General features: G+C 62.2%; 11 protein-coding genes. 9 read left to right on the top strand and 2 right to left on the bottom strand.

Features of this window, described 5'->3' with window-relative positions; translation table 11 throughout:
* Nucleotides 1–366: 366 nt before the first annotated feature.
* Both BLJAPNOD_RS34075 and BLJAPNOD_RS34070 read right to left on the bottom strand, forming a co-directional pair.
* On the bottom strand, nucleotides 367–1605 hold the full coding sequence (locus BLJAPNOD_RS34075; RefSeq protein WP_115423058.1) for an FAD-dependent oxidoreductase: 1239 nt from the start codon (nucleotides 1603–1605) through the stop codon (nucleotides 367–369).
* Nucleotides 1606–1629: 24 nt separating this feature from the next.
* Entirely contained in the window at nucleotides 1630–2454 is an 825-nt protein-coding gene (locus BLJAPNOD_RS34070) for a M55 family metallopeptidase (RefSeq protein WP_077498824.1), read from the bottom strand.
* A gap of 109 nt (nucleotides 2455–2563) precedes the next feature.
* Between BLJAPNOD_RS34070 and BLJAPNOD_RS34065 the strand changes: the two genes are divergently transcribed.
* The 9 genes from BLJAPNOD_RS34065 (at nucleotide 2564) to BLJAPNOD_RS34025 (ending at nucleotide 13507) form a co-directional block, all read left to right on the top strand.
* Complete coding sequence (locus BLJAPNOD_RS34065; RefSeq protein ID WP_115423057.1) at nucleotides 2564–4054, top strand: M81 family metallopeptidase; 1491 nt, start codon at nucleotides 2564–2566, stop codon at nucleotides 4052–4054.
* A gap of 231 nt (nucleotides 4055–4285) precedes the next feature.
* Nucleotides 4286–4915, top strand: a complete 630-nt coding sequence (locus BLJAPNOD_RS34060) for an XRE family transcriptional regulator (protein ID WP_077498820.1) — start codon at nucleotides 4286–4288, stop codon at nucleotides 4913–4915.
* 116 nt (nucleotides 4916–5031) lie between these two features.
* Nucleotides 5032–6573, top strand: a complete 1542-nt coding sequence (locus BLJAPNOD_RS34055; protein ID WP_115423056.1) for an ABC transporter substrate-binding protein — start codon at nucleotides 5032–5034, stop codon at nucleotides 6571–6573.
* 141 nt (nucleotides 6574–6714) lie between these two features.
* On the top strand, nucleotides 6715–7728 hold the full coding sequence (locus tag BLJAPNOD_RS34050) for an ABC transporter permease (protein WP_115423055.1): 1014 nt from the start codon (nucleotides 6715–6717) through the stop codon (nucleotides 7726–7728).
* A gap of 2 nt (nucleotides 7729–7730) precedes the next feature.
* Nucleotides 7731–8639, top strand: a complete 909-nt coding sequence (gene ddpC / locus BLJAPNOD_RS34045; RefSeq protein ID WP_077498816.1) for a D,D-dipeptide ABC transporter permease — start codon at nucleotides 7731–7733, stop codon at nucleotides 8637–8639.
* Complete coding sequence (locus BLJAPNOD_RS34040) at nucleotides 8639–9661, top strand: ABC transporter ATP-binding protein (protein WP_077499069.1); 1023 nt, start codon at nucleotides 8639–8641, stop codon at nucleotides 9659–9661. Before ddpC ends, BLJAPNOD_RS34040 begins: the two co-directional genes overlap by 1 nt.
* Entirely contained in the window at nucleotides 9658–10650 is a 993-nt protein-coding gene (locus BLJAPNOD_RS34035; RefSeq protein ID WP_077498814.1) for an oligopeptide/dipeptide ABC transporter ATP-binding protein, read from the top strand. Before BLJAPNOD_RS34040 ends, BLJAPNOD_RS34035 begins: the two co-directional genes overlap by 4 nt.
* Nucleotides 10651–11003: 353 nt before the next feature.
* Nucleotides 11004–11828, top strand: a complete 825-nt coding sequence (locus BLJAPNOD_RS34030) for a creatininase family protein (RefSeq protein WP_115423053.1) — start codon at nucleotides 11004–11006, stop codon at nucleotides 11826–11828.
* A gap of 116 nt (nucleotides 11829–11944) precedes the next feature.
* Nucleotides 11945–13507, top strand: coding sequence for an ABC transporter substrate-binding protein (locus tag BLJAPNOD_RS34025; RefSeq protein WP_244611216.1), 1563 nt, complete (start codon nucleotides 11945–11947; stop codon nucleotides 13505–13507).
* Nucleotides 13508–13527: the final 20 nt, after the last annotated feature.

Below are 13527 nucleotides of genomic sequence, written 5' to 3'. Positions count from 1 at the left end.
ACGGCTTTGACATCATGAACATTGCCCGGCCGCTGGCGCGGACGGGCAGCTGGAGGGCCAGAGACATTGGTAAACAAAGTGGACAGCGAGAAGCTACTGCCCACTTCGCCATGAGGGTGCCGGAATTGACGCGAAGGATGAGCCCGTCGAGATCGCCGAAAACCGTGTAGAGTCCACCGAGCGCCGAGGGCTCGGGGATGTGCACTCGCGATGCCGCGCGACCAAAATGCAGCTCCTCGACAACCGCCACAAAATTGCTCCGACACAGCGGATGGAACTCACGAGGGCCGGAGCGATCTGCTTCGACTGTGCTGTGCGAGGCTCCTTGACGATGTCGCTCTGTCCGCCGTGGTCTTTGCGGCTGCGTTACGCCCAGCCCCGCGCTGACGGCAGCAGGGGGCGCGTAAGCGGATTAGCGCGGCCCATTGTCATCAGCTCTGCCAGGAGGAATGCGGTCGTCGGACCCAATGTGAAGCCTTGGTGGCCGTGGCCAAAATGGAAAAACAGGCCCTTGTGTCGCGTCGGGCCGACGACAGGCAGCATATCGGGCATGCAGGGACGGGTCCCCGACCATGGTGTTGCTTCGACGGGGTCGCGCAACGCGAAAAGCTCACGGGCGGTGTCGGTCGCGTGCCGAATTTGTCGCGATGCCGGCGCGGTTCCCGGCGGCGTCAGATGCGCGCCGGTCAAAACCCGCCATCCTGCGTTCATCGGCGCAACCAGCGTGGAATTGTCGACGTCCAGCATTGAGACGCGCGGCCCGTCCTGGCCTGAAAAATGCCTGTGATAACCGCGCTTGAACACCATGGGTATGTGATAGCCGAACGTTCTCGCGAGTGTCGGCGACCATGGCCCCAGGGCAACGACCGCGTTTTCAGCGCTGACAACGCCATCCTCAGACATCACCCGCCAACCGATGTCCTTCTGCTGCAAGGTCATGGCGTCGCCGCGGGCCATTGTACCACCGCGTGCCACGAAGAGAGCGGCGTAGCGCGCAACCAGCTCGCCTGGGTCACGGCAGGTCCAGGGGGAGGTCCAGTGCACGGCACCTGCGAGCCGAAGCCGCAGCGCCGGCTCGCTCGCTGCAAGTTCGTCTGCGCCGAGCACATCTGACGGCACGCCATAGACCCGCTTCAGCCGGTCCGCAGCCGCGGCAGCCGCTTCGAAACTCGCGGGCGTACGATAGACAGCGCGCCACCCCTGCCGGACGATCAGTTCGTCAGCGCCGGCGGGTTCGATCAACCGCGCGTGATCGTCGCTCGCACGCAGCGCGAGCTGGGAATAGGCCACAATGGTTCTCGCGTAAGGCGCCGCCGCCGACTGCGTGAAATAGCGCCAGAGCGGCCCCGCCAGGCGTGGCATATCGCGAAGCCGCCAATCGACGTCGTTGCCGCGCTTGAGCGCCACCCGGGCGATGTCGCTCACGCTCCGGGGGAAGCCATAGGGCTCGACTGCTTCAGTCTGGATGATGCCGGCGTTGCCATAGCTTGTTTCCCGTCCGGGTGCCTGGCGATCCAGCAGCACCACCTGGTGCCCGTTCTCCTGCAATGCAAGCGCGGTTGAGACGCCGACCATGCCGGCGCCGAGGACGATGGAGGTGGTCATGGTTGGATTCCGTAGCGGAGTTGGTCAGAAGGTCAGGCGTGAATTGTAGCCGACCACGAATTGGATGAAGCGCGAGACGTCGACCATGTCGTCGCCCTGGTAGCGGATCGTGTAACCGTCGGTGCGCTCGACGCCCTTGAGGTAGGAGAGATACTCGGCCGGCAGGCGATTTCGAAACACGATCTCCAGGACAGGGTTTTCCAACTTGAACGGTTTCGCCGCACCGGCTGTCGCCAGCGCCGCCTTGACGCCGTCGCGAATGCGGCGATGCGCAACAGCCGGCGTCAGAGAGATCGCCGATTGTGTGCTGTAAACCTGCTTGACCGGCACCGTCACGATATCGCCAATCAGCGACCTGATTTCGTCCAGGGCGATGTTGTCGCCCGAGGCGAGCAGGACCGGGACGTCGAAATGCCCGGCAATGGCGGCATTGATGCCGGCCTCGGGCATGACGACACCGTTGATCCGCACCTCGGCGAAGGCCGTGCCACCGATTGTATGCGACAGCACGCCACCCGGATGGCTTGCCCCGGCGTGGTAGCCGAGAAGCATCGCACCGACGAAGGAACCGAGCTCGACGCCCTGCATCATCATCAGCGGCCGCGGCCAGCTGCGCACGATCTGGACATAGTCGGGCAGGCGGTCAATCAGGATGCTCTCGCCATTTCCGTGGGAATCGCTGAGGATGACCTCCGTCACGCCTTCCTCGTGCGCGGCCTCGCAGGCGTGAACGACAGTGTCCGTCATCCAGCGGCGCGCGTTTTCGTATTCGAAACCTTCCGGCATCAGCTGGTCGCGGCTGACGACCCCGACGATCCCCTCGATATCAGCTGAGATGTAGATGCGCATTCCTGCCTCCCCGGCCAGCCGCGCGATGGCGCGAATGATGCATTTGACTTTCCGACGATAAACATAGTTTTATGATTAGAAAATATCTTTCTTTTTGGCGGAGGCAAAAATGAAACTGTTTATTGCGGGGCTGGATACCGAAACCAATACCTTTTCGCCGATGCAGACGGGCCTTGAGGCCTTCAGGGAAAACCTGATCGCCTATGGCGACGCAACCAGCAAGCCACTCACGTGCTGCTCGTCGCAGATGTTGGTCTGGCGCAATGCGGCCGAGGAGGAGCGCTGGGACGTGGTGGAGAGCCTCTGCGCCGTGGCTGAGCCCGGCGGCAAGACCACGCGGGCCGTCTATGAAAGCTTCCGCGCCACCATCCTCGACGACCTCAAGGCGGCGATGCCGGTCGACGCGGTCATGCTTGCCCTGCACGGCGCCTGCGTCGCAGACGGCTATGACGATGTCGAGGGGGATCTGCTCGAGCATGTGCGCGCAGTGGTCGGGCCGAATGTCCCGGTTGCCGCCGAGCTTGATCTGCATTGCCACATCACCGATCGCATGCTCTCGAGCGCGACCATGATCGCCACCTACAAGGAATATCCCCATACCGACATCGAAGAGGTTGCCGGCCAGTTGTTCCGGCTGATGAAGCGGACCTTGGCAGGCGAGGTTCGTCCGGCAATGGCCCTCTATGACTGCCGGATGATCAATACCTTCCACCCGCATCGCGCGCCGTTGCGCGGCATCGTCGACCGCATGAAGGCGATGGAGGGGCGCGATGGCATTCTCTCGGTCTCCTTCGGTCACGGCTTCCCCTGGGGAGACGTCGAAGATGTCGGTGCAAAAATGCTCGTCGTGACCGACAACGATACAGGGAAGGCGGCACGCACCGCGGAGGCCTTCGGCAGGGAGATATTCGATGCGCGTGAGGACATGCGCGGCACCTATCTCGGCATCGATGCCGCGCTGGACCTGGCCGTCGCCGCGAAGAGCGGGCCGGTGGTGCTGGCAGACGTCTCCGACAATGCCGGCGGCGGGGCGCCTGGAGACTCGACCTTCATCCTGCGCCGCATCATCGAGCGCGGCATCGAGGACGTGGCGACCTGCCTCTACTGGGATCCGATTGCGGTGCGCATGTGCCGCGAGGCGGGAGAAGGGGCGACGCTGGCGCTCAGGATCGGCGGCAAGGTCGGGCCGGCCTCCGGCGACCCTCTGGATCTGACCGTGAATGTCAGGCGCATCGCCTCCGGCGTTACCCAGCGCTTCGGGCCGACGCCGCTCGGGATCGGCGACGCGGTGTGGGTTACGGCAGGCGGCGTCGACATTGTCCTGAACACCGTGCGCACACAAGTCTTCCACCCGGAATGCATGACGGCACTGGGCCTCGACCCGGCGCAGAAGAAGATCGTCGTGGTCAAATCGAGCAACCACTTCCGCGCCGGCTTCGAACCCATCGCCAGCGAAATCCTCTATGTCGGCGGCCCTGGCGCCTTGCAACCCAGCTTCGAGGAACTGCCCTTCACCAAGCTGAAGCGTCCGTATTGGCCGAAGGTGGCCGACCCGTTCGCGCAGGAGGATGGATGCCACGCGGCGGCACTCACTGCATAGACCTCTGGCGAACCATCCGCTGTCGTCCATGCAGACAGCGGATGATCTACAGGTCGAGTCGATGACGCCGGCATGCAAGCGTGGCATTGCTTTTCGGGCCGATGTTGATTTCGGCCCCGTATTATAGGAAATGGTTTTCCTATCATGCCAATCGGATTCTGCCCGCGTCGCGGGCTGAGCCGTGACCGGCGGGCGGTCGTGACGGCTGCAGGCAAATTGGAGACGCCTACGATGACCGATGCGAAATCCACCCTCGGCGATATCCTGAAGGAGATTCGCAACCGCAATCGCTGGACGCTGGCAGAGGTGAGCTCGATGACGGGGCTCGCGGTCTCGACCCTTTCCAAGGTCGAGAACAACCAGATGCAGCTCACCTACGACCGGTTGGTCCAGCTGGCCCAAGGCCTGAAGGTCGATATCGTCGAGCTTTTCGGGACCACGGCGGGTGCTGAGGAAGCCCCCAGCATGCTGGGGCGCCGCACTTACACCAGGTCCGGCGATGGGCGGGAGATCGTCACGCAAAACTACGACTATCTCTATGTTTGTACGGAGATTTCGAAGAAGTCGATGGTTCCGATCGTGGCGGTGGCCCGCGCCCGCACGCTCGAGGAATTCGGGCCGCTTATCCGGCACAAGGGCGAGGAGTTCTTCTACGTGATCGAAGGGGAACTCGAACTCCATACCGAGATCTATGCGCCCTTGCGGCTGAAGAAGGGCGATTCCTGCTACTTCGATGCCATGACGGGGCATGCCTATCTCAGCGTGAGCGAAGAACCTGCGCAAATACTGTGCGTTTGCTCGACCCCGGAAACCGAATTGGTCTCCACCTTGGCGAACGCACAAACTCACAAGCTGATTTAACTAAAAACGAGTACGATAAGAAAAAATATTGCACTTAGGAAAATCGTTTCCTACTCTAGTGCTGCGGTTGGTGCCGGGAGGGCATCGTGTGCCGCAGTTCTGGGGAGGACTACGAGATGAACGCTTCCAAGTGGAAATCGATTGGCGTCGCCTTGCTTCTGGCATCAACGCCTCTTTCCGGCGCGATCGCTGCGCAGGACGTGCTGGTGCTGGCGCGCGCGGAAGATCCGCCGACCGCCGATCCTGGCATTGAAATCAGCAACAGCGGCTACACACTGATTTACGCTGCCTATGAAAGGCTCGTGGCCTACAAGGGCGCGACAACGGAGGTCGGGCCCGAACTGGCCGAAAGCTGGACTGCCGACGACGCTGGCCTCGTGTGGACCTTCAAGCTCGCCAGCGGCCACAAGTTCGATGACGGCGCACCGGTCGACGCCGCTGCGGTCAAATTCAGCTTCGACCGGCTGATGAAGTTGAAGGCGGGTCCCTCCGACGCATTTCCGGTGCTGAAGGAGGTCGAGGTCGTCGATCCGCAGACGGTGAGATTCCATCTGACGGCGCCGTTTGCCCCCTTCATCTCAACACTCGCCGTCTCCGGTGCGGCGATCATCAATCCCAAGGTGATGGAGCACGAGAAGGACGGCGACATGGCGAAGGCCTGGCTTGCGGAGCACACCGCAGGCAGCGGCCCCTACCGTATCGCCTCATGGGAGCGCAACCAGAGCATCGTGCTCGATCGAAACGAGCACTACGCAGGCACCAAGCCGGCGCTGAAACAAGTGGTCGTCCGCATCGTCGGCGACGTCTCGGCCCGCCGTCTGCAACTGACCAACGGTGATGCCGACATCATCGAACAGATCCCGCTCGATCAGGCGGAGGCGCTGCAGAAGGACGCCTCCGTCGTGGTCGAGAGCAATCCCAGCATGTATGTGAACTACATCTACATGAACAACCGCCAGCCGCCGCTGGATGACGCTAGGGTTCGCCAGGCGATTTCCTATGCGGTCGATTATCAAGGCATCATCGACGGCATCATGCTCGGCCAGGCCAAGCAGATGCGCGGCGCGGTGCCGAGCGGCATGTGGGGGCACGACCCGCAGGGTTTCCAGTACACATACGATGTCAAGAAGGCCAAGGCCCTGCTTGCCGAGTCCGGCAAGAGCGACATTCACCTGACCTACACCTTCTCCCAGGCCGATCCTGCCTGGGAGCCGGTCGGGCTTGCATTGCAGGCGTCTCTTGCGGAAATCGGCATCAAGCTCGATCTGCAGGCTGTCGCCGACACCACCAAACGCGAACTGGTGGCCAACGGCAAGTTCGATATGTCGCCCGGTGCCTGGACGCCTGATTTTGCCGACCCCTACATGTTCATGAACTATTGGTTCGACGCCGGCAAAATGGGTGGCCCTGGCAACCGCTCCTTCTACGACAACACCAAGGTGACCGAACTCGTAAAAGAGGCGGGATCCATCGTCGACGAGGCGAAGCGCAAGGAGCTCTATGTCGAAGCACAGACGCTTTCGACTGAGGACGCGCCCTATCTCTACATCATGGAAAAGAACGACATCTTCGCCCGCCGTGCGGTCGTCAAAGGCTATGTCTACAATCCCATGCTGATCCAGGTCTACAACTTCGGATCGATGTCGAAAACGGAATGACCGAGCGGGATCAGAGCGATCCCCTGGCCTTGACAGGCCTAATTCCACGGAACACCTGCCGCCAGCCTCAACGGCCGTGGCGGCAGGGTTTCATCGTTTCCCAGGCAAGGCAGGGTTTTCCTGCCGGAAGGGCCGACGTCCATGGCAATCACCCGCATCATCATCCCGCGTCTGGTTCTTTTGCTTTTCGTTGTGTTAGGCGTCGCCGTCATCACCTTCACGATCTCGCATCTCATACCGGGCGATCCGGCGCGCATGATCGCGGGCGACCGGGCGAGCGCCGAAACGCTGGAAAACGTCAGGCGCAACCTCGGCCTTGATCGACCTGTCGTCGAACAGTTCACCATCTATATCGGCAATCTGCTGCAGGGCGATCTGGGAACATCGCTCCGCACCAACCGCCCTGTTGCCGGCGATATCCGCACCTTTCTGCCGGCGACACTGGAGCTTGGAACAGTCGCGCTCTTCATCGCGATCTGTCTGGGTGTGCCGCTTGGCGTGCTGTCGGCGGTCTACAAGGACGGCCCGATCGACCAGATTGCGCGCACGGTCTCGGTGTGCGGCATCTCGATGCCGGTGTTCTGGTTCGGGCTTATCCTGATCTATCTCTTCTACGCCAAGTTCCAGATCCTGCCCGGCGGCGGCCGTCTGGCCATGGGCATCGTTGCGCCCGAACGCATCACCGGCTTCCTGTTGATCGACTCTCTGCTGCAGGGCCGTTTCGACGCCTTTCGCAGCGCCGTCTACCACATCATCCTTCCGGGCTTTGTGCTGGCCTTTGCTAATATGGGTGTGATCACGCGCCAGATTCGCGCCTCGATGCTGGATGTCCTGCAGGAAGACTACATTCGCACCGCGCGCGCCAGCGGCCTGCGCAAGGGCATGATCATCTTCAACTATGCGCTCAGAAACGCGCTGATCCCTTCCATCACCCTGCTGGGGCTGGCCCTTGGCGATCTTCTCTATGGCGCCGTGCTGACCGAGACGATCTTTGCCTGGCCCGGCATGGGCACCTATGTCGTTACCTCCATTCAGACGCTCGATTTTCCCGCCATAATGGGTTTCACGATCGTTGCTTCCATTGGGTATGTGCTGATCAACCTCCTGGTCGATCTCGCCTACATGCTCGCCGATCCGCAGATCAGGGAGGTCTGATCATGTCCGCCGTCATGCCGACCGAACCTGCCGCGGCGAGCCCCTCGATGCGCAGCACCAAGTCCATCACCCAACGGCTGCGCTATCTCTGGTATCTCAGCCGACGGAGCCCGCTGACCCTGGTCGGTGCTGCCATCATCCTGCTCGTTCTCATCATGATTATCGCTGCGCCGATGATCGCACCCTACAACCCGGACAAGGTCTCGCTGACGGCGCGCCTGCTGCCGCCGAGCACCGCCCACTGGTTCGGTACCGACGAGGTTGGCCGCGATCTGTTCTCGCGCGTGATCTATGGGGCAAGGGCGTCCTGCGGCGCCGCCTTCATGATTGTCCTGATCTCGATGTCGATTGGGGTCCTGATCGGCTGTTTCTCAGGTGTGGTCGGCGGACGGGTCGACACCGCCATCATGCGGCTGATGGACGTCGTCCTTGCCCTGCCGGCGCTGGTGTTGGCCATGGCGCTGGCCGCCGCCCTTGGGCCCAGCCTGTTCAACTCCATGCTGGCCGTGGCGATCGTGCGTATTCCCGCCTATGTGCGCCTGGCGCGCGGGCAAACGCTTTCCTTGCGCGAGCAGGTCTTCGTGAAGGCGTCGCGCACCTTCGGCGCCTCGCCGTTCTACATTCTGCGCTGGCATATCCTGCCAAACGCCATGTCGCCGATCATCGTGCAGGCGACGCTCGATCTCGGTGGTGTCGTGTTGATCGCGGCCGCTCTCAGCTTCATCGGCCTCGGCGCCCAGCCGCCCACTGCCGAATGGGGCGCGCTCGTCAGCAGCGGCCGCAGCTACATGCTCGATCAGTGGTGGTACGCGACCTTCCCGGGTCTCGCCATTCTGATCACCGCCATGGGATGCAATCTGGTTGGCGACGGCATCCGCGATATGCTCGATCCGCGTTTGAGGGGCAGATGATGACGACCGGTATCGTTGAATCTCGCGGTCAGGCACTGGCCATTCACAATCTGTCGCTGGAGTTTCCAACCTTCAGCGGCGCGATCAAGGCGCTCGACAATGTGTCGATCAATGTCGCAAAGGCAGAGATCGTCGGGATCGTCGGCGAGTCCGGCTGCGGAAAATCGGTGACGACCATGGCTGCGACCGGGCTGCTGCCCAAGGGTCGCTACAGGGTCACCGGCGGCTCCGTCAGGATCTTTGGCCATAGCACCCTCGCCATGGACGAGAGCCAGTTGCAGGATGTGCGCGGCAAGATGGTCTCGACCATCTTCCAGGAACCGATGAACGCGCTCAACCCGACGATCCGCATCGGCAAGCAACTGACGGACGTCATCATGCGTCACGAGGAGGCAAGCTTGACGGATGCCCGGCGCATTGCCCGGGATATTCTTGCCGACATGCTGATCGGCGAGCCGGAGCGCGTCATGAACCTCTATCCGTTCGAACTCTCCGGCGGCATGCGGCAACGGGTTCTGATCGCGATGGCATTCTCTTGCAATCCTGGGCTCATCATCGCCGACGAGCCGACCACTGCGCTCGATGTCACCGTGCAGGCCGTGATCCTGCGGCTTATTCAGAACCGCGCCCGCCGGACCGGGACATCGGTGATCTTCATCTCGCACAACGTCGCGGTCGTGTCGCAGCTCTGCGATCGACTTTACGTGATGTATGCCGGAAGAATCGTGGAGCAGGGCGCAACCCGAACCGTTCTCGATGCGCCACAGCATCCCTATACCCAGGCGCTCCTGCGCTGCCTGCCGGAACGGGTGGCGCCGAAGCAGGAGCTGGAGGCGATCACCGGCGCGGTACCGAACCTGATGCACCCCCCTGCCGGCTGCTATTTCCAGCCGCGCTGCAAGGAAGCGGTTGATCTCTGTCGATCCCGGTCTCCGCAGCTGGAGGGGGCCGATGGCCGACAGGTGGCCTGTTGGCGGCGTGGTGTCGGACCGGAGATATCAGAGCAGGGGAGCCGGCAATGACCGAACGCGTCCACACGATAACCCGGCCCGTTCTGGAGGTTTCCGATCTCAACGTCCGCTTCCCCGCGTCCCGAGACTGGCTCGGCCGTCCCACCTCGCATGTGCACGCCGTCAACGGCGTCACCCTGCAGGTTCGCGGCGGCAGAAGCCTCGGCATCGTCGGCGAGTCCGGCTGCGGCAAGAGCACGCTCGCCCAGGCGATCATCGGGCTTGCGCCTTATGAGCAGGGCAGGGTGGCAATCGACGGCCAGGATTTTCAAACAGCACAGGGAAGGCAGAAGCGCGACCTGCGGCAGAAGATGCAGATCGTTTTCCAGGATCCGCAATCCTCGCTCGATCGGCGGCTGCCGGTCTGGCGGCTGATCAGCGAGCCGCTGCACATTCGCGGCGGCCACAGCAATGCCGAGCTGCATGCGAAGGCGGAGCAACTGGCCGCTGCCGTCGGCTTGAGGCCGGAACATCTGGATCGCCTGCCGCACGAGTTTTCAGGCGGCCAGCGCCAACGCATCGCCATCGCCCGCGCCATCAGCACGGATCCCGATCTCCTGGTGTTGGACGAGCCGACGTCGGCGCTCGATGTGTCGGTGCAGGCGCAGATCGTCAACCTGCTTTTGAAGTTGCAGCGGGAGCGGGGGCTGACATACCTCTTGATTTCGCACGACGTCGCACTGGTGCGCCATTTCTGCGACGATGTCGCTGTGATGTATCTCGGCCAGATCGTTGAATCGGGACCGGCCGACGAAGTTCTTGGCAATCCTCGGCACCCATACACCCAGACGCTGCTGGCCTCGGCTCCGAGTTTCGAAACGCCCTTGCCGACCCTTGCAGAGTTGCGGATCGGCGAGCTTCCCAACAACCGCAAACTGCCGACCGGTTGTTTTTACCGGGAACGATGCGCCAAGGCTGTCGCTGGTTGCGAGGCACCGCAGGTTCTCCAGCGGCTCGGCGATGGCAGGCGCCAGGCGAGGTGCCATCTGGCGCAGGGTTGAGGGCGGACGAGCGTCACAGGTGCGTTCCGCCTCCTCTCGGCATGGGCGGCGGCACGGCTCGATGTCGTTTAATGCGTGCGGTCGAGCTTTTGAGAAAGATAATTTTCTTATACGAAAAATAATTTGATTGATATTTCCGACTGTGCAAATTTGGCGCTGTTCGCTCCGCGGCGCTCAGCCGAAACCCGACCCACCGCTTGCCGGAGAAAACAGTGACCTGAACCAGCGCAAATCGGCGCCCTCTGCCGGCTGCCGTTTGCGCATGTTTCGCAATGTTGCCAGACGCAGTCGCGCGTGTGGCGGTCCGGGCGCCTGCGACCTGGACTCAAGGTGATCTGATGAAAGGGCCTGACATGACGAAGGAAGTTGAATGGGCGCGCATGACCGCACCCAGCCTGCGCGAAATCGCCGGCAAGCCGGGGGCGCTCGCCATTCTGCCGATCGGCTCGCTGGAACAGCACGGGCCGCACCTGCCGGTTATCACTGACACCGCCAGCGCATCGGCTGTGGCCATTCGCGCTGCCCGTCTGGTTGCTGATGATATCCCGGTCGCCGTTCTGCCTGGCCTCTGGCTCGGCATGAGCGAACACCACTTGCCTTTCGGCGGAACCATCACGCTCGACTACGATACGCTTAGCCGCCTCATCCGCTGCATCGTGCGCTCGCTGAAGACATCAGGCTTTTCGCGGCTGTTCATCGTCAACGGCCATGGCGGCAACATGGATCCGCTCGCGGTTGCCGTGCGTGAGCTGGCGGTCGAGTTCGCCATGCCGATCGTCGCCACGACGCCTTGGATGCTGGCGCCGGAGGAGACGGGGAAGATCTTCGAGGTCGACACCGGCGCGCATCATGCCTGCGAAGGTGAGGCATCGGTCATGCTGGCGATCGTTGCCGACGCGGTGAAGACCGAGATGTTCGGCCAGGCCTATGGCAACCAGCAGCATCCCGTCGATGTGCCGGCGGACGTGTCGCGCTTCTATTCGTTCTCCGAGCGCGCGCCCGTTACCGGCACCTGGGGCGATCCGCGCAGCGCAACGGCCGAAAAGGGAGAGCGCTTCCTCGACCTGCAGGCGGGCGAACTGGTGAAACTGATCCGCAACGACGTGCTCTGGACCGCGCCAGACCCGGTCTGGACGCCCGGTCGCGGCCTCGGAACCACGGCCGGCAAAGCCGAATGACCTGCTGGCAAGACATTTGCCGAAGATTACGCATTCCATTCCTGAGGGAGAACAAGCCCATGACACTGAAATTCGCACGGACGCGCAAGACCGTTTTTTCGCTGTTTGCAGCAACGATGCTTTCGGGCCTCGCCCTGACACCGGCCATGGCCAAGACGCTCGTTTACTGCTCGGAGGGCGCGCCAGAAGGGTTCGATGCAGCGCTCTACTCTGCCAACAGCACCTGGGACGCTTCGGCCGAAACGATCTATGACCGCCTGACCGAATTCGAAAGCGGCACGACCAACGTTATTCCGGGTCTCGCCGAAAGCTGGACCATTTCTGACGACAATCTCGAATACACGCTGAAACTGCGCGAGGGCGTGAAGTTCCAGCAGACGGATGCTTTCACACCGACGCGTGATTTCAACGCCGACGACGTGCTCTTCACCTACCATCGCCAGCTGGACAAGACCGATCCCTGGAACAGCTATTTCCCCGGTGCGAACTGGGAAATGTTCAACGCGATGGACATGCCGTCGGTCATCAAGGACATCGTCAAGGTCGACGAAAAGACCGTCAAGTTCGTGCTGAAACAGCCGGATGCCTCGCTTCCGGCAAAGCTTGCCCTGAACTTCGGCTCGATCATGTCGAAGGAATATGCCGACAAGCTGGCGGCGGAGGGACGGCGCGAAGACCTCGACCGCAAGCCGGTCGGAACCGGACCATTCCGCTTTGTCGATTACCAGCAGGACGCGGCCATTCGCTTTGCGGCCAATGCGGATTATTGGGCGGGTTCGCCGAAGATCGACAACCTCATCTTCGCGATCACCACCGATCCGACGACGCGCATGCAGAAGCTCCAGGCGGGCGAATGCCATGTCGCGCCGTACCCGGCGCCGGCCGATATCGCTGGGCTGAAGGAAAATGCGGACCTGACCGTGTTGGAGCAGCCGGGTCTCAACGTCTCCTATCTCGCGATGAACACCCTTGTCGCGCCGTTCGACAAGCTGGAGGTACGCCGCGCCATCAACATGGCGATCGACCGCAAGGCGATCGTTGATTCCGTTTACCAAGGCATGGGACAGATCGCCAAAAGCGTCCTGCCGCCGACGATGTGGGGTTATAACGGCACCATCGATGGCTACGGCTACGATCCGGAGGCGGCAAAGAAGCTGCTCGACGACGCCGGCGTCAAGGATCTGAAGATGAAGATCTGGGCCATGCCCGTCAGCCGGCCCTATATGCCGAACGCGCGCCGCGCGGCGGAACTGATGCAGGCGGATCTTGCCAAGGTTGGCATCGGCGTCGAGATCGTTTCCTACGAGTGGGGCGAGTATCTGAAGAAAGCGCGCGACGAAGCGCGCGATGGCGCCATCATCTTGGGCGGCACCAGCGACAACGGCGATCCTGACAATCTGCTCAGTTACTTCTTCAGCTGCTCCGGCGTTGGCGGCAGCAACAATGCCAACTGGTGCTCCAAGCCGCTCGAAGAGATCTTGCAGAAGGCGCGTACCAGCTCGGAGCAGGGCGAGCGCACGAAGCTCTACGAAGAGGCGCAGGCCATCATCAGCGACCAGGCGCCCTGGGTCCCGATTGCCCACTCCACCGTTGTGCTGCCGATGTCGAAGAAGGTGAAGAACTACGTGATGGAGCCCTTGGGCTCGCACCGCTTCGAGAAGGTCGACATCGAGGAGTAAATCCCCGCAAAGCGGCCCGT

Origin of the sequence: Ensifer sp. M14, from assembly GCF_003355565.1 — a bacterium.
Lineage (GTDB): Bacteria > Pseudomonadota > Alphaproteobacteria > Rhizobiales > Rhizobiaceae > Ensifer.
Note: the sequence above shows the minus strand (reverse complement) of the source record. Positions and strands in the feature narration are given on the sequence as shown.

What these genes read in the sequence shown, in the direction of transcription:
- BLJAPNOD_RS34030 (WP_115423053.1), top strand. Translation starts at nt 11,004, where the DNA reads ATGACGAAGGAAGTTGAATGGGCGCGCATGACCGCACCCAGCCTGCGC.
- BLJAPNOD_RS34060 (WP_077498820.1), top strand. Translation starts at nt 4,286, where the DNA reads ATGACCGATGCGAAATCCACCCTCGGCGATATCCTGAAGGAGATTCGC.
- BLJAPNOD_RS34075 (WP_115423058.1), bottom strand. Translation starts at nt 1,605, where the DNA reads ATGACCACCTCCATCGTCCTCGGCGCCGGCATGGTCGGCGTCTCAACC.
- BLJAPNOD_RS34055 (WP_115423056.1), top strand. Translation starts at nt 5,032, where the DNA reads ATGAACGCTTCCAAGTGGAAATCGATTGGCGTCGCCTTGCTTCTGGCA.
- BLJAPNOD_RS34040 (WP_077499069.1), top strand. Translation starts at nt 8,639, where the DNA reads ATGACGACCGGTATCGTTGAATCTCGCGGTCAGGCACTGGCCATTCAC.
- BLJAPNOD_RS34025 (WP_244611216.1), top strand. Translation starts at nt 11,945, where the DNA reads ATGCTTTCGGGCCTCGCCCTGACACCGGCCATGGCCAAGACGCTCGTT.
- ddpC (WP_077498816.1), top strand. Translation starts at nt 7,731, where the DNA reads ATGTCCGCCGTCATGCCGACCGAACCTGCCGCGGCGAGCCCCTCGATG.
- BLJAPNOD_RS34035 (WP_077498814.1), top strand. Translation starts at nt 9,658, where the DNA reads ATGACCGAACGCGTCCACACGATAACCCGGCCCGTTCTGGAGGTTTCC.
- BLJAPNOD_RS34050 (WP_115423055.1), top strand. Translation starts at nt 6,715, where the DNA reads ATGGCAATCACCCGCATCATCATCCCGCGTCTGGTTCTTTTGCTTTTC.
- BLJAPNOD_RS34070 (WP_077498824.1), bottom strand. Translation starts at nt 2,454, where the DNA reads ATGCGCATCTACATCTCAGCTGATATCGAGGGGATCGTCGGGGTCGTC.
- BLJAPNOD_RS34065 (WP_115423057.1), top strand. Translation starts at nt 2,564, where the DNA reads ATGAAACTGTTTATTGCGGGGCTGGATACCGAAACCAATACCTTTTCG.